General features: G+C 70.9%; 20 protein-coding genes. 9 read left to right on the forward strand and 11 right to left on the reverse strand.

Translation table 11 applies throughout. The features are described 5' to 3' along the window. Positions 1 to 4: 4 nt before the first annotated feature. The 3 genes from ACX114_RS23480 to greA all read right to left on the reverse strand — a co-directional run bounded on the left by ACX114_RS23480 (position 5) and on the right by greA (position 4,440). Entirely contained in the window at positions 5 to 640 is a 636-nt protein-coding gene (locus ACX114_RS23480; protein WP_459287982.1) for a protein-L-isoaspartate(D-aspartate) O-methyltransferase, read from the reverse strand. A gap of 91 nt (positions 641 to 731) precedes the next feature. Further along, positions 732 to 3,815 (reverse strand): ATP-dependent DNA helicase RecG, encoded by a 3,084-nt coding sequence (gene recG, locus ACX114_RS23485; protein WP_459287984.1) that lies wholly within the window; start codon positions 3,813 to 3,815, stop codon positions 732 to 734. Between the two features lie 118 nt (positions 3,816 to 3,933). Continuing rightward, positions 3,934 to 4,440 carry a transcription elongation factor GreA gene (gene greA / locus ACX114_RS23490; RefSeq protein ID WP_459287986.1) on the reverse strand — a complete coding sequence of 169 codons (507 nt, stop codon included), beginning with the start codon at positions 4,438 to 4,440 and terminating at the stop codon, positions 3,934 to 3,936. A gap of 183 nt (positions 4,441 to 4,623) precedes the next feature. Here greA and ACX114_RS23495 point away from each other — a divergent pair, with 183 nt between their 5' ends. Further along, on the forward strand, positions 4,624 to 5,154 hold the full coding sequence (locus ACX114_RS23495; protein ID WP_459287988.1) for an FHA domain-containing protein: 531 nt from the start codon (positions 4,624 to 4,626) through the stop codon (positions 5,152 to 5,154). Positions 5,155 to 5,172: 18 nt separating this feature from the next. On the opposite strand, the gene ACX114_RS23500 is transcribed toward ACX114_RS23495, so the two are convergent. From ACX114_RS23500 to ACX114_RS23520, 5 genes are all read right to left on the reverse strand, one after another. Beyond that, entirely contained in the window at positions 5,173 to 6,117 is a 945-nt protein-coding gene (locus tag ACX114_RS23500; protein ID WP_459287990.1) for a hypothetical protein, read from the reverse strand. A 312-nt stretch (positions 6,118 to 6,429) separates the two neighbouring features. Then, positions 6,430 to 6,903, reverse strand: coding sequence for a hypothetical protein (locus tag ACX114_RS23505; protein WP_459287992.1), 474 nt, complete (start codon positions 6,901 to 6,903; stop codon positions 6,430 to 6,432). Between the two features lie 95 nt (positions 6,904 to 6,998). Next, positions 6,999 to 10,070, reverse strand: coding sequence for a CHAT domain-containing protein (locus ACX114_RS23510; RefSeq protein WP_459287994.1), 3,072 nt, complete (start codon positions 10,068 to 10,070; stop codon positions 6,999 to 7,001). After that, positions 10,054 to 10,611, reverse strand: a complete 558-nt coding sequence (locus ACX114_RS23515) for an RNA polymerase sigma factor (protein ID WP_459287996.1) — start codon at positions 10,609 to 10,611, stop codon at positions 10,054 to 10,056. Before ACX114_RS23515 ends, ACX114_RS23510 begins: the two co-directional genes overlap by 17 nt. 170 nt (positions 10,612 to 10,781) lie before the next feature. After that, positions 10,782 to 11,402 carry a hypothetical protein gene (locus tag ACX114_RS23520; protein ID WP_459287998.1) on the reverse strand — a complete coding sequence of 207 codons (621 nt, stop codon included), beginning with the start codon at positions 11,400 to 11,402 and terminating at the stop codon, positions 10,782 to 10,784. 116 nt (positions 11,403 to 11,518) lie between these two features. Here ACX114_RS23520 and dgcN point away from each other — a divergent pair, with 116 nt between their 5' ends. Next, a complete protein-coding gene (gene dgcN / locus ACX114_RS23525) occupies positions 11,519 to 12,532 on the forward strand; it encodes an N-acetyltransferase DgcN (protein ID WP_459288000.1) in 1,014 nt (337 codons plus the stop codon). 61 nt (positions 12,533 to 12,593) lie between these two features. Next, positions 12,594 to 13,322 (forward strand): YebC/PmpR family DNA-binding transcriptional regulator, encoded by a 729-nt coding sequence (locus ACX114_RS23530; protein WP_459288001.1) that lies wholly within the window; start codon positions 12,594 to 12,596, stop codon positions 13,320 to 13,322. A gap of 60 nt (positions 13,323 to 13,382) precedes the next feature. Here the strand turns inward: ACX114_RS23530 and ACX114_RS23535 are convergent, their stop codons facing one another. Then, positions 13,383 to 15,509, reverse strand: a complete 2,127-nt coding sequence (locus ACX114_RS23535) for a nucleoside hydrolase-like domain-containing protein (RefSeq protein ID WP_459288003.1) — start codon at positions 15,507 to 15,509, stop codon at positions 13,383 to 13,385. Positions 15,510 to 15,619: 110 nt separating this feature from the next. Here ACX114_RS23535 and ACX114_RS23540 point away from each other — a divergent pair, with 110 nt between their 5' ends. After that, a complete protein-coding gene (locus ACX114_RS23540) occupies positions 15,620 to 17,257 on the forward strand; it encodes a DUF2339 domain-containing protein (protein WP_459288005.1) in 1,638 nt (545 codons plus the stop codon). A gap of 70 nt (positions 17,258 to 17,327) precedes the next feature. Next, on the forward strand, positions 17,328 to 18,935 hold the full coding sequence (locus ACX114_RS23545) for a cell division protein FtsK (protein ID WP_459300254.1): 1,608 nt from the start codon (positions 17,328 to 17,330) through the stop codon (positions 18,933 to 18,935). On the opposite strand, the gene ACX114_RS23550 is transcribed toward ACX114_RS23545, so the two are convergent. Together ACX114_RS23550 and ACX114_RS23555 are read right to left on the reverse strand one after the other, a co-directional pair. Continuing rightward, on the reverse strand, positions 18,932 to 19,198 hold the full coding sequence (locus ACX114_RS23550; protein ID WP_459288007.1) for a hypothetical protein: 267 nt from the start codon (positions 19,196 to 19,198) through the stop codon (positions 18,932 to 18,934). The genes ACX114_RS23545 and ACX114_RS23550 overlap by 4 nt on opposite strands. Continuing rightward, a complete protein-coding gene (locus tag ACX114_RS23555) occupies positions 19,195 to 19,548 on the reverse strand; it encodes a hypothetical protein (RefSeq protein WP_459288009.1) in 354 nt (117 codons plus the stop codon). The genes ACX114_RS23550 and ACX114_RS23555 overlap by 4 nt, the downstream gene beginning before the upstream one ends. 95 nt (positions 19,549 to 19,643) lie before the next feature. Here ACX114_RS23555 and ACX114_RS23560 point away from each other — a divergent pair, with 95 nt between their 5' ends. The 4 genes from ACX114_RS23560 (at position 19,644) to ACX114_RS23575 (ending at position 23,305) form a co-directional block, all read left to right on the forward strand. Further along, positions 19,644 to 20,504, forward strand: a complete 861-nt coding sequence (locus tag ACX114_RS23560; protein WP_459288011.1) for an alpha/beta fold hydrolase — start codon at positions 19,644 to 19,646, stop codon at positions 20,502 to 20,504. A 38-nt stretch (positions 20,505 to 20,542) separates the two neighbouring features. After that, complete coding sequence (locus ACX114_RS23565; protein ID WP_459288013.1) at positions 20,543 to 22,150, forward strand: patatin-like phospholipase family protein; 1,608 nt, start codon at positions 20,543 to 20,545, stop codon at positions 22,148 to 22,150. 87 nt (positions 22,151 to 22,237) lie between these two features. Then, positions 22,238 to 22,639 carry an MGMT family protein gene (locus ACX114_RS23570; RefSeq protein ID WP_459288014.1) on the forward strand — a complete coding sequence of 134 codons (402 nt, stop codon included), beginning with the start codon at positions 22,238 to 22,240 and terminating at the stop codon, positions 22,637 to 22,639. Positions 22,640 to 22,759: 120 nt separating this feature from the next. Next, entirely contained in the window at positions 22,760 to 23,305 is a 546-nt protein-coding gene (locus tag ACX114_RS23575; protein ID WP_459288016.1) for a M15 family metallopeptidase, read from the forward strand. Positions 23,306 to 23,322 lie beyond the last annotated feature (17 nt).

The raw sequence follows: 23,322 nt of genomic DNA on the forward strand, positions 1-23,322 counted from the left end.
CCGCTCAGTTCAGGGCGGAGGCCAGGCCTGTCATGGGGACGAAGCGCACCGGCAGCAGGTGGTCCACCCGGGGCAGCATCCCCGGCTGTCCCCGGCGGATGCGCAGCAGCTCCTGCGTCTCGTGCACGGAGCCCACGGGGATGACCATCCGCCCCCCGGGCCTCAGCTGGCGCAACAACTCCCGAGGAATGTCCGCCGGCGCGGCGGTGGCGATGATGGCGTCGAAGGGCGCGGCCTGGGCCCAGCCCTGGGAGCCGTCACCCTCGCGGTAGAACACGTTGGTGAAGCCCAGCCGGTGGAGGAGCCGCCGGGCGGGCCGGGCCAATTCGCGGACGATCTCCACCGTGAAGACCTCGTGGGCCAGCTGCGCCAGCACCGCGGTCTGGTAGCCGGAGCCGGTGCCAATCTCGAGCACTCGCTCACCACCGCGCAGGCGCAGGGCCTCCGTCATCAGGGCCACCACGTACGGCTGGCTGATGGTCTGTCCATGGCCGATGGGCAGCGGCACGTCCTGATGGGCCGCGTCCCTCGCATCCATCGGGACGAAGTCCGCACGGCTCAGGTTGGCGATCGCCGCGAGCACCCGTCGATCCCGGATGCCCTGCCGCGCCAGATACTCCGCTCGGCCCCAGTCTCCCATCGTGTACGTCCCCCCGTGGACCTCCTGCCAGGAACGTAAGCACGCCGACAGTCGGGGACAATCCGGGGTTCGGGCGCGGGCCCCCTCGGGCCTACCCCACCCGGGCAAGCGCGAGCCGGCCCTCCCAGCGCTCCTCCAGCGCCTTCACCAGCCCCTGGTGGTCCGGCTTCTGGAGCTGGGGGTCGGCGTCCATGATGCGTCGCGCCTCCGCCTGGGCCAGCGATAGGAGGTCGCCGTCGCGCACGAGGTTCGCCACGGCCAGCTCCGGGAGGCCGCTCTGCCGCGTGCCCAGGAACTCGCCAGGGCCGCGGATCTCCAGGTCCTTCTCCGCGATGACGAAGCCGTCGCTGCTGCGCTCCATCACGCCCAGCCGCTCGGTGGACTCCCAGGAGCGCGCGGCGCCCGCGACGAGGAAGCAGAAGCTGGCCGCGGCGCCACGGCCCACGCGTCCGCGCAGCTGGTGCAGCTGCGACAAGCCGAAACGCTCCGCGGACTCCACCACCATGACGGACGCGTTGGGCACGTCCACGCCCACCTCCACCACCGTGGTGCAGACGAGCAACTGGATGCGCTTGTCGCGGAACGCCTCCATCACGGCGTCCTTCTCCTCCGGCTTCATGCGCCCGTGCAGCAGGCCCACGCTGGCGTTGGGGAACACCGCCTGGAGCTTCGTCGCGCCCTGGGTGGCGTCCTCCAGGTCCAGCTTCTCCGACTCCTCCACCAGCGGATAGACGACGTAGGCCTGGTGGCCCTTGGCCAGCTCCGCGCCCACCGCTTCGTAGACGCGCGCGCGCTGCTCGTTGTTGAAGACGCGCGTGGTGATGGGCGTGCGGCCCGGAGGGAGCTGGTCGATGATGGACACGTCCAGGTCGCCGTAGAGCGTCATCGCGAGCGTGCGCGGGATGGGCGTGGCGGTCATCACCAGCACGTCCGGAGTAAGCCCCTTGCTCATCAGCGTGTGGCGCTGGAGCACGCCGAAGCGGTGCTGCTCGTCGATGACCACGAGCCCCAGCTTCTGGAAGGACACGCCGCCCTCCAGCAGCGCGTGCGTGCCCACGGCGAGGTGGATCTCCCCCTTCGCCACGGCCTCGCGCACCTCGCGCTTGTGCTTCGCGGTGCCCGCCGCGCTGATGAGCCCCACGCGGTAGCCCAGCGGCTCCAGGATGCGGCGGAAGGTGCGCTCGTGCTGTTCGGCCAGGATTTCGGTGGGGGCCATCACCGCCACCTGGTAGCCGTCCTGGAGCGCCACCATGCCGGACACGAGCGCCACGGCCGTCTTGCCGCTGCCCACGTCGCCCTGCACCAGCCGGTTCATGGGCTCCGGGCGCGCCATGTCCCGGGCGATGTCCCCCACCACGCGCGCCTGAGCGCCGGTGAGCTGGAAGGGCAGCGCGGCGCGGGCCTTGTCCAGACGCTCCGGGGAGACGTCGAAGGCGATGCCCTCCTCCGCCTTGATGCCCTGGCGCTTCAGGGCCATGCCCAGTTGGAGGAAGAACAGCTCGTCGAACGCGAGCCGGCGGTGCGCGGGGCTCTGGTGCGCGTCCAGCGCCTCCAGGTCCGCGTCGTCGGGCGGGAAGTGGATGAAGCGCAGCGCGTCCGGCAGGCCCATCAGGTGGTAGCGGCGGCGCAGGTCCGCGGGCAGCGGCTCTTCCAGATGGTGCGCGTGCTGTTCGCTGATGCGCGAGGCCAGCTCGCGGAAGGAGCGCTGCTCGCCGCGCTCGAAGCCCGGGTAGACGGGGACGATGCGGTGGAAGTGGACGGAGGTGGTGTTCTCCAGGTCCTCTGCGGGCTCCAGCTCCGGGTGGGCCATCTCCCGGCCGTTCATGGAGGCGCGCACTTCTCCGGAGAGCACCAGTTGCTTGCCCACGGAGAAGCGGCTCTTGAGCCACGGCCCGGCGTTGAAATAGGTGGCGGCGATGCTGCCGGAGCGGTCGCCCACGACGGCGCGGAACATGCGCTTGCCACCGCGCCCCGGGACGAAGTCGGCCGTCTTGACCGTGCCCACCGTCACGCCGCGCTCGCCGGGGATGAGCTCCGCGATGGTGCGCAGCTTGCGGCGGTCCTCGTAGCAGCGTGGCAACAGGAACAGGATGTCGCCGGTGCGGCGCAGGCCCTTCTTGTCGAGCACCGCGACGAGCCGTGGCCCCAGGCGCTTGCCCAGCGTCTTGAGCGGCGCGGACAGCGGACCGGTGCGCGGCGCGATGGACAGCAGCTTCGCCTCGGAGCGGGACGCCTCCGCGCCCACCGCCTTGGCCTTCTTCTTCCGGGCCTTCTCCGTGGGAGCGCGGTCCGCTGGCGGCGCGCCCTTGCGAGGGTCGGTGCTCGGTTTCGGCTTCGCGCCCGGTGCACCGGCGGGAACGGCTGCGTTCCGGGCCGCCATGCGCGCACCGTAGGGCTGGGCTTCACCTTGCGCGGGGCCATTCGCTGCGCCCCGTGCGCCGGAAGAAGCATGACCGGCCGCAGGGCCCGAGGCCCCGCCAGCGCCCTGCCCGGCACGCGCGCCAGGCCCCAGGGCGTTGCTCGAGGCCCCGCGAGCGCCCTGCCCGGCACGCGCGCCAGAAGCCAGAACGTCGCCCGCGGCAGTGCTCGCGGTCCCCGCGCGGGATGCCGCCATGCGCGCGCCGTAGGGCACCGGCTCGCCCTTCATCGGGCCCGCCGCGTTCCCACCCTGGGGTCCCCGGGCCTGCTGCTGCCGGGACGCGTCCCCACCGCCCACCGGCGGCACGGGGTCCTGCGAACGCCACGGCGGCACGGTGTTGCCACGCGCCTCCATCGTCCCCGGCGGCGGCGTCATCCGGCGGCGCGGCGGCGCGGGGATGAGCTCCCCTTCCAACACGTGCGCACGCTCCGGCGACCGGGGGAAGCCCGCCGCCACGGCGTTGATCTCCCCCGTGACGACCACCCGCTCCAGCTCCTCCGGCAGCACCACGCCGCTGAGCTTCAGCGCGCCCAGCACCTGGCGCAGCGCGGCCTTGCGGTGCTCCGGCGGCGTGGGCGGATCCACGTGCGGCAGCGCCGCCCTCAACTCCTCCAGGGCTCGCGCGTCCACGCCCCCGGCCGACGCCAGGGTGCGCTCCATCAACGTGCGCAGATCCCGCACGATCCCGAGCTGGGCGAAGTCACGCTGACACGCGTACTTGAGGGGTCCTACGAGGCTGGCGAGCGGGTGGTTCACGCGGGATTTCCAGCCTCCATCCTACGAAGCGCTCCTGACGCCGCAGGGAAAACGAAACCGGGGGAGCGAGCCTTGGGCCCGCCCCCCCGAAGGACACCCGGCCAGCCGGGCTCCAGCGCTAGCTGGCGGACTCTTCCTTGGGGTCCTCGAAGCTGATGGAGACGACCTCCAGCTCCCGCACGCCGCCGGGGCTCTGCACCGTGGCGATGTCGCCCACCTTCTTGCCGATGAGCGCGCGCGCCACCGGCGAGGTCACGGCGATCCACCGCTTCTTCAGGTCGGCCTCCGTCTCGCCCACCAGGCGGTAGCTGATGGACTTGTCGTTCTCCGTGTCCACCAGCTCCACGGTGGCGCCGAAGACAACCTTGTCGCCGCCCAGCTTCGCCGGGTCGATGACCTCCGCGCGGGCAATCCAGTCACCAAGGGTCAGGATGCGCCCCTCGATGTGCGACTGCTTCTCCTTGGCCGCGTGGTACTCCGCGTTCTCACGCAGGTCGCCGTGCGCACGGGCGACCTCGATCTCACGCGAAATCTTGCCCCGCTCCACGGACTGGAGGTGCTTCAGCTCGTCCTTGAGCTTCTGCAGACCGTGGGGGGTCATCGGGATGTTGTCGCTCCCGCTCATCGAACCACCGCTCCTTCCATCACCTGGCTGCGCATCGGGGGTCCGGCGTTCCCTCCTGGAACCCGGCCCGCGACTCGAAAGGGTCAATGTAGGGAACGAGTGACTGGCCGGTCAACGAAAGCCTTACAGCCATCGTCCGGTAGTGGCTGGGCGCCCGACGGCCGACCCGTTAGGCTGCTGCACGTGCTGTCCGTCCAGGAATTGCGCGCGCTCGCCTCCGCACTCCCCGTGGGTGCCTTTCAACATCAGCTGGGTCCCTTCGCGCTGGTGCAGCGCCCGCCGTCGGAGTTGTCCGCCGCCGCGCTCGCGCCCACCCGCATGGCGGACCCGGGCGACGTCGAGCAGGGCATGCTCGCCCTGCTCTTCGAGTTCGACGACCTGCTCGTCGCCACGCTCCCCACCCTCAAGGACTCGGACGTGCTGCGCATTGGCCGGCGGCTGGACTGCGAGCTGGTGCTGGACGACGCGTCCGTGTCCAAGCAGCACGCGGAGCTCAAGTGGAGCCGCGCGGCGGGCCGCTGCACCGTGCGCGACCTGGGCTCCACCAACGGCACCTTCGTCAATGCCAGCACCATCGGGCAGCGCGAGGTGCCGCTCCGGGGCGGCGACATCCTCAGCTTCGGCAACGTCCAGTTCTGGTACCTGCTCACGGACGCGCTGCATGAGCGGCTGCGCGCGGGCGCGGCCTCCGGCCTGGGCTCCCACTCCGGCTGAAGGCCGCCCGCGCTCACCTCATGGGCAGGCGCCGCAGTCCGCCGCGCACGCGTCGTAGGTGTTGGACGCTCCGCAGGACTCCGTCACCTGGCAGACGCCGTCACCGCACATGGCCAGGTCCGAGGCGCGCACGCGCGTGGTGAGCGGCTGGAAGCTCACGCCCCCCACCGTGCAGTTCGTGAACGCCGCTCCCGTCTGCGTGCACACGTCCGAGCAGCTCCCCACGTAGACGAGCGGCGCGCACGTCATGCGCGGCATCCCGGAGCCATCCACCACCGCGCACGCGCGCGTGGTGCTCTGGGTCGCGTCCAGCGGCGGGTTCTGGCTGCCGGCGTAGAGCCCCTGTCCCTGGAAGAGGTTGCCGAAGAAGCACGACTCCGGCTGGGCGAAGGCCGCCAGCTCCCCCTCGGAGGCGGGGATCTCCGCCCCCATCCCGTTCCGTCCCAGCACGGAGATGGGCACGCTCACGCCGAAGGGATTGCTGTGCGCCGCGAGGCACGCGGAGACGATCTGCTGTTCTGCCTCCGTCGCGGGAGCCCCACCCGCCCAGCCCGGCGCCAGGCCCAGCAGGCCCGTCCAGGTGTGCACCGTGTTCGTCTGCGGATCCGTGTACGTGCGCGTCTGCCCCTGCGGGACTGCGCAGCGCACGATGTAGCGCATGACCTCGTCCGCGAGCGCTGGATCCGCGCCGTACCACGACTCGAAGTCGAGGGATGACAAGCCATTGAACGACAGGCCGTTGAAGGACAACCCGTTGAAGGACAGGCCATTGAACGACAGCCCGTTGTACGAAAGGCTGTTGTAGCTGAGCGCCGCCTGCTCCCGCGTCGCCAGCGGATCCGCTGGCGCGGGCTCCCGGGCTCCCGGATCACATCCCGCTCCCATGACGGCCAGCGCCAGTCCCCACGCCCACCGAGAGAGCCCTCCCACGCCACGACGACGCCCGTTCTCCACGTTCCCCATGTGTGCAACCTCCTGCTGCCGCGGGCGCTCCGGCCTCGACCCACGAACGTTTGGACAAGGAGGGCGTCAAAGACAAACGGGCGAGCAGCGCCCCCTCACGCACGAAAAGTGCGAGCACGTTGTACGTGTGGCAAGGCGCGAGAGGTGAGGGAAACACGGGAGCGAAGTCAGGGCAGACACTCCGGGCGTCTGGGGTTGAACGCGTGGGCTGGCATTCATCCAGGAACGTGAAGGCCGTGGCCCTCCGGGGCGAGGAGACATGTCCCCACTCCGGCGCCACGGCCGTCCGTTTCTTCCGCTGAGAGGCTGGGATTACCGCCGGGCCTGGGTGGCGATCTTCACCTGGGACTTGTTCAGCTTCAGGCTGCCCAGCTCGCGGTTGATGTTGGCCAGGTCCGTCTGGGTGAGGTGCTGGCCCGGATCATGTCCGCCCGGGGGGCCTCCGCCCTTGGGGCGCGGGCCCTCGGGGGCGACGGCGCCGCCGCGGTCCGGATCCACGAAGGCCTTGCCACCATCGGCCTCCACGACCGACAGCGCCTTGAAGCCGGCGGTGGAGCTGGCCGCTTCCTTCTGGGTGAGCTGCTTCACCAGCGTGAGCTTCCCGCTGCTCCGGTCGTACCGGTACATGCGGGTGCCCTTGGCGCCCTCGTCCACGGCCACGTCCACGGAGCCGGTGGCCTTCGCCGTCGCCGGGCTCGCGATGGGCTTCGCCGGAGCGAGCTTCACCGGGGTGTTCTGGGTCCTCGCCGGCTGGGCCCCGGCCTGCGCCGCCGACAGGGCAACCACCCCCACGGCCATCCTTCCCACTGCGGACTTCCAACGCGTGATCATGATTCCTCCCGGCTCCCTTACGCGCGGCGGCGCGGATATTCGCCGGGACTCTATTCGAACGCGACCAGGTCCTGGACCCACCGGGCGCTGCCCTGCTGGAGCCACCGGGCGCGGGTGTCCCGGAGCGCCTGGGCCGGAGGGGTGCCGCGCCGCAGGGACTCCACCAGTGCCTGGAAGAAGGCCCCGGCCTCCACGTCCGGCACCTCCGTGGAGGGCGCGACCACGGCCCGAGCGCCCGCCTGGATGAGCGCGGAGGGGAGGCTCGACACCGCGTGGTAGCGCCACGCGCCCACGTTCGCGTCGCAGGCGGCCAGCATCACCACCGGCGAGCCTCGGAGCGTGTGCCCCTCCAGCTCCTCCGCGGTGAGCGCGTAGCGGCCCGCCGCGTCCGGGGACAGCGCCAGGAAGGCCGCGTCGGACACGGTGCCGGCGAGGCCGTGCGTGTGCAATTCCACCTCCGTGGCGTCCTCCATCTCCGCGAGCACCGCCTCCGGCGTCGCCGCACGGCCCCGCAGGTGGACGTCACCCGGCCCCGTCATGCCCTTCCACGGCATCAGGCGCGGCAGCCCCAGCGTCGCGGGCGGCTCCACGTCCGACACCACCAGCCGCTTCGGGACGGGCGCGGCGGCCGGGGCCTCCACGCGGTGGCCGCCCGGCGCCAGGTAGCTCCACGCCCGGTCCGCGGACAGCAACCCCGGGCGCCCCTGGAGGATGGGCTCCGCGAGCACCCGCACGACGTCGCAGCCGTCGAGCACCTGTAGGAGCGGCCCGGGCACTTCCGGCACCTTTTCGCGCAGGGGCTGCTTGAGGGCGTGGAGGTACAGCCCGCTGCTCGCGCCGGTGGGCCCCCGGGCGACGAAGAGCATCCGTTCGTCCTGGCCGGCCAGCGCCAGCAGGCACGACGTGGGCGCGGTGCGGTCCACCTCCTCGGCGAGCAGGTCCACCGCCGGCCCCCACTCCTTCGCCCGGCCCGCGTCCATCACCAGCACGTGGTGGCTGTGGGCCCAGGCCTTGCGCGCCTCGATGTCCGTGGAGCGGTGGAGCGCCGAGCCGGTGATGACCCCGCGCAACAGCTTCTGGCCCTCCTGGCGGTCGCGCTCGATGAGGATGCGCCCTTCGATGTGGTCCAGGAGCAGCTTCTCGCCGGTGGTCAGCGACGGGTCCTGGCGCAGCACCCGGATGCGCTCGCGCACGCGGTCCAGCTCGCGGCCCGGCACCGTGGCGCCCTCCAGCCGCAGCAGGTCTCCCGCGACGGCGACCTCCATGAGCGTGGGCGCGGTGGGACAGGTGAGCGCGTCCTGCACCTCGCGCCGGGCCCGCTTCGCGTCCAGGTCCTCCACGAAGAGGAGCGCCCGCGCGTGGTGGTACTCCGACCGGCGTGCGCAGTCCTCCGGCGAGTGCTGGAGGTATTCGTCCAGGTACGCGCGGGCCAGCGCCGGGGCGTGGCTCAGCCGCGCGCTCGTCACCAGGTCGGCCAGGAGCAGCTCCTCCTGGTACCAGCTGTCGCTTCGGAACGCCTCCTCCAGGGCGGAGCGCGCCAGGGACTCGGCCTCCTTGCGGCGATCCATGCGGTTGTAGAGCGAGGCCAGGTGGCGCTGGAGGTCCACACAGCGATACCCGAAGCCCGCGCTCCGGCATGCCGCCAGCCCGTTCTGGAGGGACGTCTCCGCCGTCTCCAGGTCCCCCCGGTCCTGCGCCGCCTGAGCCCTGCCCCTGGCCAGCGGAGCGTCGTACCAGGCGGGCTCGCCGGACTGACGCACCAGCGCCGCCAGCTCGTCGACGAAGCGGTCCTCGTGGTGGAGCAGCAGGATTCCACCCAGCAACAGGTCGCGCTCACCGGAGCGCCGCAGCCGCGCGAGGAACGCGTCCGCCTCCGCGCCCTCCAGCGAGAGCGTGCCGGCCAGCAGCTCGCGGTAGGTGTTGGCCAGCGGGCCGCGCTTGTGGAAGTCCGCCGCCGCCACGCGCGCCACGTAGGCGCTCGCCGTCTTCGTGCGAGTGACGTCGTCCAGCAGCGCGGCCAGCGGGGCCAGCGCCTGCACGCGCTCCACGGACGGGGCCGCGCGCAACGCGTGGTAGAGGTACAGCCGGGCCAGGTCCGGGTTGCGCCGCGCCATCGACCCCGGGTACGGCGTGCCGTCCAGCGCCAGCTCCATGCCGGCCGCGTTCATCGCCTGCCACGAATCCCGCCGCGCCAACGCGCCCTTGCGCAGGCCGTCCGCGCGCTCGGTGGCCTCGGTGCTCCAGCCGGGCTCCTTCGCCTGTGCCACGCGGGAGAACTCCGTCGCGGCGGCCAGCTCCAGCGAGAGCGCCTGGAGCGCGAGGCCCCGGTTCCAGTGCAGCCGCGCGTCGTCCGGAGCGGTCTCCAGGCCCTGCTCCAGGAACGTCAGCGCGCGCTCGGGCTGGGCACGGCCCAGGGCCGCCAGCGCCAGGTCCCCCATGACGGCGGGCGACGCGGGCAGCTTCTCCAGGATGCGCTCCGCGCGCTCGAAGTCCCCGGCCGCGAGCCACGCGGTCGCGACGCCGTGCAGGTCCCCCTTCGCCTCCAGCTCCGACAGGACCTTGAGGTCCAGCTCCGGCCGTCCGTCGGTGCCACCGCGCATCGTGCCCGTGGCGCGGTAGCCCGCGAGGCCCGGGTGACTGAGCCGGCCCTCCAGCGGGCGCGCGGAGGCCAGCGCGAAGGGCAGCGCGCGCGCTGTCTCCGTGGAGCGCCACGGACGTCCCACCAGCAGCACCGCGAGCACTACAGCGGCGGCGGCCGCCGCGAAGCCCGCGACACGGCGGCGATCCCACGCCGCACGGCCGCGCGGTCGAGCCGACGGGGACCGGGTCCCGGCATCGGGCACAGGCTCGGACCGGCTCCCCGTCCCGGGGACGGCCCGGAGTCCTGAACCGGGAGACGCCACGGGCCGTGCATCCGTGCCGGGAGGTCTCACGGCCTCACCCGTGCCAGACGCGGCGCGCGCTTCAGCGGCGGCCTGCACGAGGAGGCTCGCCTGCACCTGGTCCTCCAGGTGGGCCTGGCACTCCGCGCAGGTCGCGAGGTGGGCCTGGAAGGCCTCGGCCTCTTCTGGCGGAAGCTCCCCGTCCACGAAGGCGGCGAGCTGTTCACACGAGACGGTCACGCCGGTCCCCCGCGGTGCCTTCCCGGGCGAGGAGCAGCTCCTTGAGCTTCTTGCGCGCGCGGAACAGACGGGTGCCCACCGTCATGGACGGGATACCGAGCCGCCGGCCGATCTCCGCGTAGCTCTGTCGCTCCATGTCCTTCATGCGGACCACCTCGCGCAGCTCCGGGGGAAGCTGTTCCACCGCCTGCCACACGTCGTCCAACGTGTAGCGCGCCCATGTCTCCGGGGCGGCTTCGGCCTCCGCCAGGGTGTCCCCCATCGCGTCGGTGAATTCCTCCTGGGGGTGGCGCCGGTCGTGCCGGCACCAGTCGAGGAAGCGTCGAACGAGGATGGACGCCAGCCACGCCATGGGAGGCGCGGACCGGTCATACGTATGAAACGCGCGGAAGGCCCGCTCGTAGGTCTCCTGCAACAGGTCCTTCGCGTCCGACGGGTTGCGGCCCCGGCAGAGGATGCGGGCCCGCTCCTCCAACGCCGGAGCGCACCGCGCGATGAGCGCCTGGAACTCCGCGGCGTCCTCACGGGAGGCCGAAGGCACCTCCGGCTCGGATGCGGAGGACTCCCCGGGCGGGACGGCGCGGGGCGATCGCGGGCGGAAGACCACGGGGGCGTTCCTAGCAGGAGCCGCCCCGCCCGCGAAGTCCGTCGACACCCTCCCTAGCGCTTCCCACCCGTCAGGTGGGAGCCCCGGGATGGCAGGCCGGAGGCCTAGCAGGGGCCGTTGCCGATGCGGACGCCCGTGCGCACCCGGGCCTTGAAGACGCCCAGCGCCGCGCCGAAGCCCGTGACGCGGATCTTGCTGTAGCCGGATCCGCCCGTGCCGATGTTGAAGCGCAGCCCGCAGAACGCCGGGAAGAAGGGACCCGCCGGGTACCAGACGCCGTTGGTGCTCACCGAGCCCAGCCCCCACCAGACGCCGTTCGCGTAGCCGAACGCGGCGCCGGTGATCGCCACGCCCTTGCAGGCGCTCTCCGTCACGTTGCTCGACGCCGGGATGAGCTCCACGAACGGCTGGGCGTAGCCACCGTTCAGGCCGGTGATCTCCGTCACGAAGCGGTGGGGGCACGCCGGCTGATCATAGGTGCCGTCGTTGGAAGCCGCGGAGATGTCCGCGTACGAGCAGTGGGGAAAGACGGCCGGGACCGACGCGCCGTCCGGCTGCGCCAGCACCACGCCCGAGCCCACGCAGGACTCGTCGACGCCCTGCTCCTGGCTGGCGATGGACTCGTCCACGACCTCGGCGCCAGGGGTCTCCTCGTCGAGAGGTCCCCCACAGGCGGTGGCGAGCGAGGCGGCGAACACGAACGCGGCGGCAGGGATGAAGCGCATGGGGTGACTCCGGAAGAAGGAGCCCATCCGTGGGCTCCCCCCTGTTACGTCCGGTGTCGCGCTTATTCCCCCGCGCCATTTCCACGCCGTTTTTCGGCCGTGCTAAGGCACCGCGCGTGGACATCGACAAGCCCTACCTGCTGTTCCTGGGAGACGTGAGGGATCAGCTCGCGGCCAAGACGGCGCACGGCATCGTGGACTGGCGGCCCGACTGGTGCGTGGGTCAGCTGCGCCTCCCGGGCTGCGCGGCGGACTGTGGTCTGCCGGACATGGACATCGCCCAGGCGAAGGCGAAGGGCGCGCGCACGCTGGTGGTGGGCGTGGTGAATCCGGGCGGCGTGCTGGCGGACGCGTGGGTGGACACGCTGGTGCGGGCGCTGGAGGCCGGGATGGACGTGGCCACCGGGCTGCATAAGCGGCTGTCCTCGTTCCCCGCCGTGGCCGCCGCGGCGGCGAAGCATGGGCGCAGGCTGCACGACGTGCGCTTCCCGGACCGGGACTTCGCCACCGGCCAGGGCACGAAGCGCCCTGGCCTGCGCGTGCTGACCGTGGGCACCGACTGCGCGGTGGGCAAGAAGTACACGGCGCTGGCGCTGGAGAAGGAGCTGCGTCAGCGCGGGTGGAAGGCGGACTTCCGGGCCACCGGCCAGACGGGCATCCTCATCTCCGGGCGTGGCGTGGCGCTGGATGCCGTCGTGTCCGACTTCGTCTCCGGCGCGGCGGAGTGGCTCACGCCCGCGAACGACGCGGACCACTGGGACGTGGTGGAGGGCCAGGGGTCGCTGTTCCACCCCTCCTTCGCGGGCGTCACGCTGGGCCTGCTGCACGGCGCGCAGCCGGACGCGTTCATCGTCTGCCATGAGCCCACGCGCACCCGGATGCGAGGCGTGAAGCACCCGCTGCCATCCATCCAGGACGTCATCGACCGCACGGTGCTGGAGGGCCGGCTGACGAACCCCGCCATCCAGTGCACGGGCATCGCCATCAACACGGAACACCTGGGCGAGGCCGAGGCGCTCTCGCTCCTGGAGGCCACCGGCCGGGCGCATGGCCTGCCCTGCGTGGACCCCCTGCGCACGGGCGCGGGCCCCCTGGCCGACGCGCTGGCGAGCCGCTTCCCGCGCGGATGACACACACGCTCTTTTCCGAAAGCCTCTCCACTGGGGCGGCTCACGGTATATTGAGGACACCATGGGACGCATTTTCGAGACACGCAAGGCGACGATGTTCGCCCGCTGGAACAAGATGGCGAAGGTCTTCACGCGCATCACGAAGGACATCGTGATCGCGGTGAAGGCGGGCGGGCCGAACATTGAGTCGAACCCCGCGCTGCGCCGGGCCGTGCAGAACGCCCGCGCGGCGAACATGCCCAAGACCAACGTGGACGCCGCCATCAAGCGCGCCAGTGGTCAGGACCAGGCCGACTACCAGATCCTCCTCTACGAAGGCTACGCTCCGCACGGCGTGGGCATCCTGGTGGAGGCGGCCACGGACAACGTCACGCGCACCGTGGCCAACGTCCGCTTCCCCTTCACCAAGCTGGGCGGGAGCATGGGCACGGCGGGCAGCGTGTCCCGCCTCTTCGAGCACATGGGCGCCATCCGCCTGGACGCCGAGGGCGTGAACCAGGAGGAGCTGGAGCTGGAGCTCATCGACCACGACCTGGAGGAGATGGGCGAGACGACCGGCGAGAAGGGCGAGAAGCAACTGCTCCTGCGCTGCAAGTTCGCCGACTTCGGCAAGCTCATGTCGGCGATTGAAGCCAAGGGCATCGCGCCCGTGTCCACGCAGTCCGAGTACATCCCCCTGCCCGGAACCCTGAAGGAGCTGCCCGAGGAGCAGGCCACGGAGGTGCTCAAGCTGGTGGACATGCTGGAGCAGGACGACGACGTGCAGCACGTGTTCCACAACCTCGCCTGAAGCAAAGGCATCCGGCCCCCGTGCGCACTTCCCGGGGGCCGGTGCCACGCCCGCGCGGCGTCAGAGCTGCTGAAGCTCCGCCGCGCTGAGCACCCGGTCATACACGCGCACTTCATCGATGCGGCCGTCGAACGGCGTGCCGCCTCCGGGCCGGCTGCCGATGGCCACGTTGATGCCCGGGTTGTACTGCGACGCCGGGACGCCCGTGGTGAGCGCGCCGTCCTGCACGCCGTTCACGTAGAGCCGCAGCGCCACGCCGGGCTGGTACGTCCCCGCCAGGTGCACCCACTGCCCGGTGGGCAGCGTGGACGCGCCGTCGACGATGACCAACTGCGTGCTGCTGCTGGCGACCTGGAACGACGCGTAGCCACCCGCCTCCACGTTGAGGCTCCAGCCCCGGCTGCCGCTGGGGCCCTGCTTGTTCACGATGCGGCCATTGCCGCTGAACGTGTCGATGAACACCCACGCGGACAGCGTCATCGCGCCGGTGAGGCGCAGGTGCGTGGGGTTGCCCAGGTCGACGCGGTCATCCACGCCGTCGAACTCCACCGCGCCGCCCTGCTTGCCGTCGGCCCACGCCGGGCCGTTGAGCAGCGTTCCGGACTGCCCGTAGGACGAAGCATCCACGGTGGTACCGCCCTGCCCTTCATCGAGCTTCCAGTGCCCGCGCAGCGACGTGTTCCCACTGCCGGCGGGCTGGACGGTGACGACGACGCGCCGGTAGCGCGTGAGCGCGGGGCTGCCGTTGTCCTTCACGGCGAGGACGAGGTGCACAGTGGATGCGCTGCCGACCGTGGGCGCGGTGAACCGCACGTCGCGCGTGTTCGCGCCCGTGAGCGTCACGGCCTGGGCATACGAGCCCGCCTCCACGTACTGGAACCACTGGTAGCTCAGCGTGTCGCCGTCCGGGTCGGACGAACCGGTGGCGCTCAAGGCCACCGTGCTCCCGGACGTCACCGTGCGCTGGAGGATGTTCGCGCTCGAGTCCCCGTCCACGACCGCGACGGGGGCGTGGTTGGCGTTGGCGTAGGTGGCCGTGGCGCACCAGTCCATGCGGGCCGCGAAGTCGTTCTGGTAGGCCTCCCGCCAGCGGGCCACCGTCCACTTGCGGCGCACGGCGTAGTCACTGCTGCCCGACCCGTGCGCGTCCTCCGCGTCCACGAAGTGCTGTCCCGCGTCCAGCTTGAAGCGGCCACCCCACCCGCCCCAGGTGGGCTGCTCGGGGTCCTGGAGGCCGTTGGGCAGCACGTAGAACCAGCTCGGCGTGTCGCCCTCCTTCACGCCCTGGGTGTTGCGGGAAGTGCTGGGGTTCTGCACCACCACGGGGTAGCCCGCGCCCAGGGCGCCGTGGCCAGTGCGGACGTTCGCGTTGAGCCAGGCCTCCTGGTTGAGCGGCACCACCGCGGACTCCACCAACTGCACGGTGGGCCGGCCTCCGCCCGTCGCGTCGTTCTGATACATGCCCCGGAAGAGCGACGTGTAGCCGTCCGTCGTCGGCGGGCCCGCCTCCACGTAGCGCAGCGTGGGGAAGTTGGCGCGGATCCACTCGCCCGTGCCCTGCGTGCCGGAGGTCTTGTCCTGGTCCGCGATGGCGTACACGCGCAGCCGGGAGAGGAACGTGGCAAGGCCCGCCGCCGTGCGCGACGCCCGCACGTCGTAGAGCGCCTGCGCCAGGTCATGCGCCCCGCCCCAGAGGGTCACGTGCAGCGGCGCCGTCGAGGCATCCACCATGGCGATGATGTGATTGGAGCCCGCGGTGGACTTCCCCGCGCCCAGGTTCGCCACGCCCCGGTTCGGGGAGCCGGACTTGATGCGCGAGCGCAGCGTCGTCGCGGTCGGATAGCCCGAGGCGTGCTTCGACAGGTTGGACTGCACCGTCCCGTAGTCGTCGACGATGTCCTCGATGAGGTCGGGCCGGACGACCGCCGTTCCCACCTCGTTCGGCGTCCCCGAGGCGGAGGCCACGAGCCCGGTGATGTCGAGTTCGTTCGCGTACAGCAGCAGCCGGCGCATCGACTGCTGATCATCCGGGTCACCGCCGATGTCGGTGGTGACGAGGAGCCGGGGTTTCGCGGGCGTGGACTGCGCCTGCGCGGTGGTGGTCAGGAGGGCCGTCGCAGCGAGGACCCACGAACGAAGATGTATCAGCACGAATGCCTCCAGCGGGATGGACAGCCCGCTAATCATGACATTCAAGACAAAAGCGAAAAACTGATTCGTCGCAAATTGAAGGGTTGCCGGGCCTGTGCTTGAAGGTATCCAGGGCCGGAGCGCGCGCTGGTGTACGAGGGAAGTCCATGTCGGACGAGGGTGACGGGCAGGACCTGCGGGAGACGGTGAGGCGGTTGGAGGCGACGGTCGCGGCCCTGGAGACGCGGCTCGCGAGCCTGGAGGCCCGGGAGGTGCCGCGCCCCGTGGCCTCGCCCTCGGTGGCCCCTGTGACGCCTCCGGTGGCCGCGCCCGAGCAGCGGGACATGGAGGCGCATGTCGGCACCTACTGGTTGAGCCGCCTGGGCATCGTGGCGCTCATCATCGGCATCGCGTACCTCATCACGTACCACTTCGGGGAGCTGGGGGTGCTGGCGCGCGTGGGCGCGGGCTACCTGCTCAGCGCGGGGCTGGGCGCGTTCGGGTTGTGGCTGGCGCGGCGGCATCAACTCTTCGGGCGCATCGTCTTCGGCGGCGGCCTGGCGCTCGCGTACTTCGTCACCTACGCGCTGCACTTCATCCCGGCGGTGCGGGTCATCGACAGCGAGGTGTTGGCGCTGGTGCTGCTCGCGGGGTTCGTGGTGGCCATCGTCACCATCGCGCACCGGATGCAATCCGAGACAGTGGCGGGCATCGCGCTGTTCCTGGGGCTGCACACGGGGATGCTCAGCGACATCACCGCGTTCACGCTGCTGTCCACGACGCTGCTCGCGGCGGGCGCGCTGTTCTTCCTGGTGCGCAACCGTTGGGTCATCGTTCCGCTGTCCAGCCTGGTGGCCGTGTACAGCACGCACGTCGTCTGGGCGGTGCGCACGGGCCACATGGCGCCGGGTGCGCCCGAGGACGACCGGCTCCTGTTGAGCCTGGGCTTCCTCGCGCTCTACTTCCTGCTGTTCTCCGTGGCGCTGCTGGTGCGCCCGCGCGACCTGCCCGTGCGCGCGAGCCTCGCCTTCACCCTGCTCAACTGGGTGGGCCTGACGTCATTGGGCGCGTACGAGGTCTCCCAGGAGCAGGACTCGCACCTCTTCGGTTTCCTCGTCGTCGTCGCGCTGGCGCATGGCGCGGGGGCCGTCGTGTCGAGGCTCCAGCGTGCTCCCGCGGCGCTGATCCACGCGTACCTGGCGCTGACGGCGGTGACGCTCGCGCTGGCCATGCCCGCGCGCTACGACGACGTCGCGCTGGTGGCGGCATGGACGGTGACGGGGCTGGTCGCGGGCCTGGCCGCGCGCGGTGTGGAGTCCCCGGTGCTGCGCGGCGTGGGCGTGCTCATCCTCTACGTGGCGCTGGGTGCGTGTGAATGGGAGACGCCGGGACGCCTGACCCTGCTCATCGGGCTGGTGGTGGCGTTCGTGCTGGTGGAGCGCGGTGGGACGGTGCGAGTCGCCGGCCTGCCCGAACCCGAGGCCCGGACGCCCTTCACCGCCATCTGCGCGGCGGGCGCGGGGCTGTCGCTGGTGGCATTGGTGGGCGCGCGAATGCCCGAGGGGCTCGTCACGCTGGGTTGGGTCATCGCCGCCTTCCTCCTCTTCGGCGTGGGCTTCGCGGTGCGCGAGCGCTGGTACCGGCTGGCCGCGTTGGCGGTGCTGGGGCTCGCCCTGGGGCGGCTGGTGCTGGTGGACGTGGCGAAGCTGCCGCCGGATCAGCGGGTGCTCACGTTCATCCTGCTGGGCGTCATGCTGCTGCTCGTCTCATACACATACACACGGCTGCGCGACCGGCGCGGGTGAAGCCAGACACCGGCTCGCGTTAAACCCGTTATTCCGTTATGCTGGCGAGATGCCCCGGTCCCGCCTGGATGTGTTGTTGGCCGCCGTTCACCCGCGAGTGTTGGGCCTGATGGCCTGGGGCGTCTTCGCGACCCAGGCGGGCTGCGCGTCCCTTCCCGAGTCCGAGCAGGACGACCTGGAGAGCACCACCGCCGCGGTCACCAGCGGGAACATCCTCTTCGTGGGCAACAGCTTCACGCACGGCAACGAGGAGCCCGTCTATTCGTACAACAAGGCCGCCGTCACCGACACGAACGGCTCTGGCCAGGGCGGCATCCCAGGCATCTTCAAGAAGCTGACCACGCAGGCCGGCTTCACGTTCAACGTGAGCCTGGAGACGGCCAGCGGCCAGACGCTCCGGTGGCACCACACGAACCGGGCGTCCACCATCGGCCAGGCGACGTGGAACACCGTCGTGCTCCAGGAGCAGAGCACGACGCCGCTGCCCACCTCGCGCGGTGGCTCGCCCACGGCCTTCACGGATGCCGCGCGCGACCTGCGCACCCTGGTGCGCGCCGCGAACCCTTCCGCGAACCTGTATCTGTATGAGACGTGGTCCTCGCCCACGTCCGTGAGCGCGCAGGGCTACCCGAGCGGGACCTCGGGGCTCCAGGCGATGCAGACCGACCTGCGCGATGCGTACTTCAAGGCCTACCGCGACCTGGGCTTCACGGGCGTCGCGCGCGTGGGCGATGGCTACATGCGCGCGGTGGACCAGAACCTGGCCGACCCGAATCCCGCGGATGGCATCTCACCGGGGATGTTCAACCTGTGGAGCGCCCAGGACAGCCGTCACTCCAGCAAGTACGGCAGCTATCTGTCCGCGGCGGTGCTGTTCGCGAAGATCACCCAGGCGGATCCCCGCGCCCTGGCGACGGGCACGGGCAGCGCGGCGGCGGACCTGGGCATCAGCGCGGCCGACGCGGCGAACCTCCACCGCCTCGCCTACGAAATCACCGCGCTGCCGGACCCGGTCGTGAACGGTCCCACGCGCCTGCGCGTCACCAGCGCGACCTTCAGCGGTTCGGTGACAGCGGGGACGCCAGCCAACATCACCGGCAACGCACAACTGGCGTCGCTCACGACATCGGAGGGCACGTTCACGAACCTCGTGGGCGCCACGGCCAACGGCATCACGAGCACCAACACGCCCAGCGCGCGGGGCACGGTGCCCGCGAATGCCAACGCAGCCTCCACCGGGCTGAGCATCCACGACGGCACCAACAACCTGAACGCCGGCCACTTCCAGTTCGGCACGGCGTTCTCCTCGAAGACGCGCTTCTTCATCGTGGACAGCACGCCCACCTCCACGACGCTCGGTGACGACGCCACGGTCACGCTCATCAACGCGTCCAACCAGGTCATTGGCGGCTACTCACTGGCGTTGCTCGCAAGCGACTTCACCTCTTCGGCGGCGGGCAACACCTCCACGGCGCTCGCGACCATCTCCTACACGAGCGGCGTGGCGAGCCTCACCGGCAACCCGGTGGGCACGGTGCAGTCCAAGCTGGGCGGCGTGTCGTTCTCGCTGGCGGACCTGGGCGTGACGGACGCCGCGAGCATCAGCACCGCCACCGGTCTGCGCATCTCCAGCGCCACGCTGGATCCGAACGTGGTCGGGCTCTACACGGTCCCCTAGATGTCGGTCTCCTGCCGCTCCGTCACCCGATACTCCTGCCGGTAGGCCTTGCCCCCACGCTCGAAGGTCTCCACCACGGTGACCCCGTCCTCGGAGAGGAAGAGGCGATAGTTCGTGTCCGCCGTGGAGGTGCTCACCCCGTAGTTTCCGAAGGGCAGCTTGAAGACCACGCGCGGGGGGCGGTCCGGACAACAGGCCGTCAACAGCGTGGAGGCCAGGGCACTTGTCAGCATGCCCGCGAGCACGATGCCAAGCTTCCTCATGGCTGCCTCTGGAGGCTGAGGTTCCGGTAGAGCTCTCCGGTGCCTTCCGTCGGCTCCGCTTCAAAGAGCGTGGCCTTCGCGAAATCGCCGGTCGCTCCCGCCTCTGGCCGCACGGCCCACACGTTGTAGACGGCGCCAATGGGGCCCGTTCCCTGCGCGGGGATGATGGAAACGCCATCCGCGGTGGCCGACACGAGCCGCACCCGGATGCCTTCGGCTTCATCATTCAGCGGATCACACACCCCACCCTGGAGCTTCGCGCCCGCGAACAGGGGCCAGCCCAGCGCGAGTCCCGCGCAGAAGAGTGCCGTCGATGCGACCTTGCGACGATGCGAGGAAGGAATTGGCATGGGATGGGAGCCTGCCCCAACTCCCACGCGAAGAACCAATGCCCCTGGGGACAAGATAGCCTTCACGCCTTCCCCTGCTTCATCCAGGAGTCCGCATGAGCCTCGCCTACCGCCGACAGAGCACCCTGCACCGAGGCTGCACGCTGAGCTGGTTCGTGGAGGGTGAGGGCCCTCCGGTGGTGATGATCCAGGGGGTCGGCGTCGGTGCCTCGGGGTGGCGGCCACAGGTGGACGGTCTGGCCTCCCACTTCCGGTGTCTCTGCATGGACAACCGCGGCTTCGGCGCCAGCCAGCCGCCAGGCGACGCGCTCACGGTGGAGATGATGGCGGACGACGTGCTTGCCCTGATGGATGCGCAGGGCTGGAAGAGCGCGCACGTCATGGGGCACTCGCTGGGCGGGCTGGTGGCGCTCTACCTCGCGCACAAGGCGCGCGAGCGGGTGCGCAGCCTGGCGCTGCTGTGCACGTTCGCGACGGGCGCGGTGCCCACCCGCCTCGCGCCGGGCCTGCTGCTCATGGGCCTTCGGACCCAGGTCGGCACGCGGCGCATGCGGCGCCACGCCTTCCTCCGCATGGTGCTGGCGCCCGAGGAGCTGGCCCACGCCGACAAGGATGCGCTGGCGGAGCAGCTCGCGGAGCTGTTCGACCATGACCTCGCGGACCAGCCGCCCGTGGCGATGCGCCAGTTCCGGGCCATGCGCAGCGCGGACGCGACCCCGTTCCTCAAGGGGCTGGCGGGCCTGCCGACCCTGGTCGTGAGCGCCACGCACGACCCCATCGCTCCCCCCACGGCCGGGCAGGCGCTGGCGGCGGGAATTCCAGGCGCCCGCTTCGTGGAGCTCCCCCATGCCTCGCACGGCGTGCCCCTGCGCTTCCCGGACCGCGTCAACGCGCTCCTGAAGGAGCACCTGGACGCCGCGGAGGGTGGGAAGGCGCCGGACTCGCCGTTGGCCTAAGCTTCCGGCGTCCTCTCCGCCGCGTTTCAAAGCCCCCCATGAGCCAAGACGTCACGCCCCCTGTCTCCGAGAAACACGGTCCGCTCGGACCGCTCGCGCTGTGCCTTTCCGGTGGGGGTTACCGCGCGGCGGCGTTCCACCTGGGGACACTGCGGTTCCTCGACACCGTGGGACTTCTCTCCGATGTCGTGGGGCTGTCCACCGTGTCTGGCGGGACGCTCACGGGCCTGGCCTGGGTGGTGAGCCAACTGGACGGCAAGCCGTTCAAGGCGTTTCACGAGACGTTCTCGGCGTATCTGCTGCGGACGAATGTGATCGCGGAGGCCCTGACCGGACTGACCTCCAACCGCGACCACGGCAGCCACGCGTGGGCCAGCCTCATCCGGTCCGCCGCGGACGTCTACGCCCGGCCCGACTTCCTGGGCGACCGGCGCTTCGGAGAGGTCCTGGAAGCAGGCGGGCTCCAGTTCCAGGAAGCCATCTTCAACACCACCGAGTTCCACACCGGCCTGGACTTCCGCTTCCGGCGCAGCAACAACCCGGGCACCGTCCTGGGCAACAACGGCTACCGGATGCCTCGCCCCGTGGCCAGCCACGTCCGGCTGGCGGACATCGCCGCGGCGTCGTCGTGCTTCCCGGGCGGCTTCGAACCGCTGGTGTTCCCGCAGCAGTTCCACTGGCCCCAGGGCTACCCGCTCGACACGGCGCTCGCGGCCCTGGGTCCGGGCTTCCAGAACGGCCTGCCGCTGATGGACGGCGGCATCTACGACAACCAGGGCATCGACAGCCTGCTGCTCGCGTTCAACCGGACGGATCCGCCGCCCACACTCGTGATCTCCGATGTCAGCGTCCAGAACCCGGAGATGTACAACGTCCCGGAGAACCCCACGAAGCGCGGCTGGGTGACGCTGAACGGCGTGTCGTGGTTGGCCTATGGGCTCTTCTTCCTCACCCTGCTCTCCGCCGCCATCCTCGCGTGGCGCGGGTTCGAGACCGCTCGCGAGGGCAACTGGGAGCCTCGGGACTACTTCCTGTATCTCATCCCCGGTGTGCTGACCGCGTCGGTGGCCACGGCGCTGGTCTGGGTGCGTGCGCGGCTCACGGACGTCATCACGCTGGTGAAGCGGCAGATGGACCTGGATGTCTGGCCGTCGTTCAAGAAGCTCACCGTGCCGGAGTTCACGCAGATGCTGGTGCTCCGCGCGACGTCGCTGCTGGCGCTGACGTCCAAGGTGTTCATGAAGCGGGTGCGCGGGCTCGTGTTCGGTCAGGTGTATGGGGACTCGCGGTTCAAGGACCGGCGCATCTCCAACCTCATCTCCGCGCTCACGGTGGACCGGCCCAACCTGTTCGCGAAGCACCCGTGGCTCAAGCCCGGCGCGCACCTGGTGGCCATGGGCACGCAGGCCTGTCAGATGCCCACCACGCTCTGGTTCACGGACGCGGGACAGTTCACCGCCGTGGAGGACGCGGGCGCGGCCACCATCTGCTACGTGCTCCTGCGCCACATCGTGGAGCACCACGCCGGACAGTACGAAGCGCCGGGCCAGCCGTTGAATGCCCTGTACGAGCGCCTGCGCCGGGAATGGGCGGTGTTCAACCAGGCCGGCGCGCCGTCGCAGGAGCGACAGCCCGTGGCGGCCTAGCGCCCCAGGAGGAGCAAACGCCTCGGGTTTCGCGTGCATCAGTGGATGTCATGAGTAGGATTCCGACAGCCCCAGCCCGGAGACCCGATGGCATCCCCCACCGACACGCAGGACCCGTACGAGCGCATCTACCGCGTCTGCGAACAGGTGCCCTCCGGACAGGTGGCCACCTACGGGGACATCGCCACCATCGTCGGCGGGGCCTGTGATGCGCGCACCGTGGGCCATGCGATGGCGGCGTTGGGGTCGCGCGCGGCGACCGTGCCGTGGCAGCGCATCATCAACCGCACGGGAGGCATCAGCACCTCCGGCAACCGTCAGCGCGAGCTGCTGGAGGCCGAGGGCGTCGCCTTCGACGACGCGGGCCACGTGCGCATGGACGCGCACCACTGGAAGGGCCCGAGCGAGGCCTGGGCACGCGCCCACGGATTCAGCGTCCTGCCGCTCAAGGACGCGCCCGCACCCGACGCGCAGCTCAAGCTCTTCTAGGTCTCACGGAACGTCCGGGCGACCGGACACGAGGAGAAAGCGCTCGGCGGGCCGCCTGCTTTTCAGAGCGGAATAAAGGCGGCAGCCTCAGGTCCTCGCCCACTGCTTGGACCTCGAAGAATGTCCTCTCCCCTGCTCCGCTGGGGCCTCGTGCTCCTGATCTGTCTGCTGGCACCCGTCGGGTTCGCGAAGGAAGCGAAGGTCCGCAGGGCCAAGGCGAAGACACCGCGTCTGGTGCGGATCCACAGTGGACACCGGCTCCACCGCGACGCGGCGGCCGCCTTCGAGCGCATGGCCGCGGAGGCGCGCACGGCGGGTCAGCCGCTGCTCGTCACCAGTGGGTGGCGTTCGTATCAGCAGCAGCGCTTCCTGTGGCGCCGCTACCGCAAGGGGCTGGGGCCCAAGGCCGCGCGGCCGGGACGCTCCAATCACAACCGCGGGCTCGCGGTGGACCTGGTGGTGGGCAGCGAGGAAGCGTCCCCCACGTATGACTGGCTCGCGGGCAACGCGTGCCGCTTCGGCTTCCGCCGCACCGTGGCGTCCGAGCCGTGGCACTGGGAGTACCGGCCCAAGAGCACCTCCGCGCCCGAGGACGGTGTGGACTGCCTGGGCCGCCCCCTGGACGTGGAGCCCACGCCCGCCGTGGTCCGCCAGGACGCGAGCTAGGCCCCACGAGGTGGCCT

This window comes from Corallococcus sp. M7 (assembly GCF_054512695.1).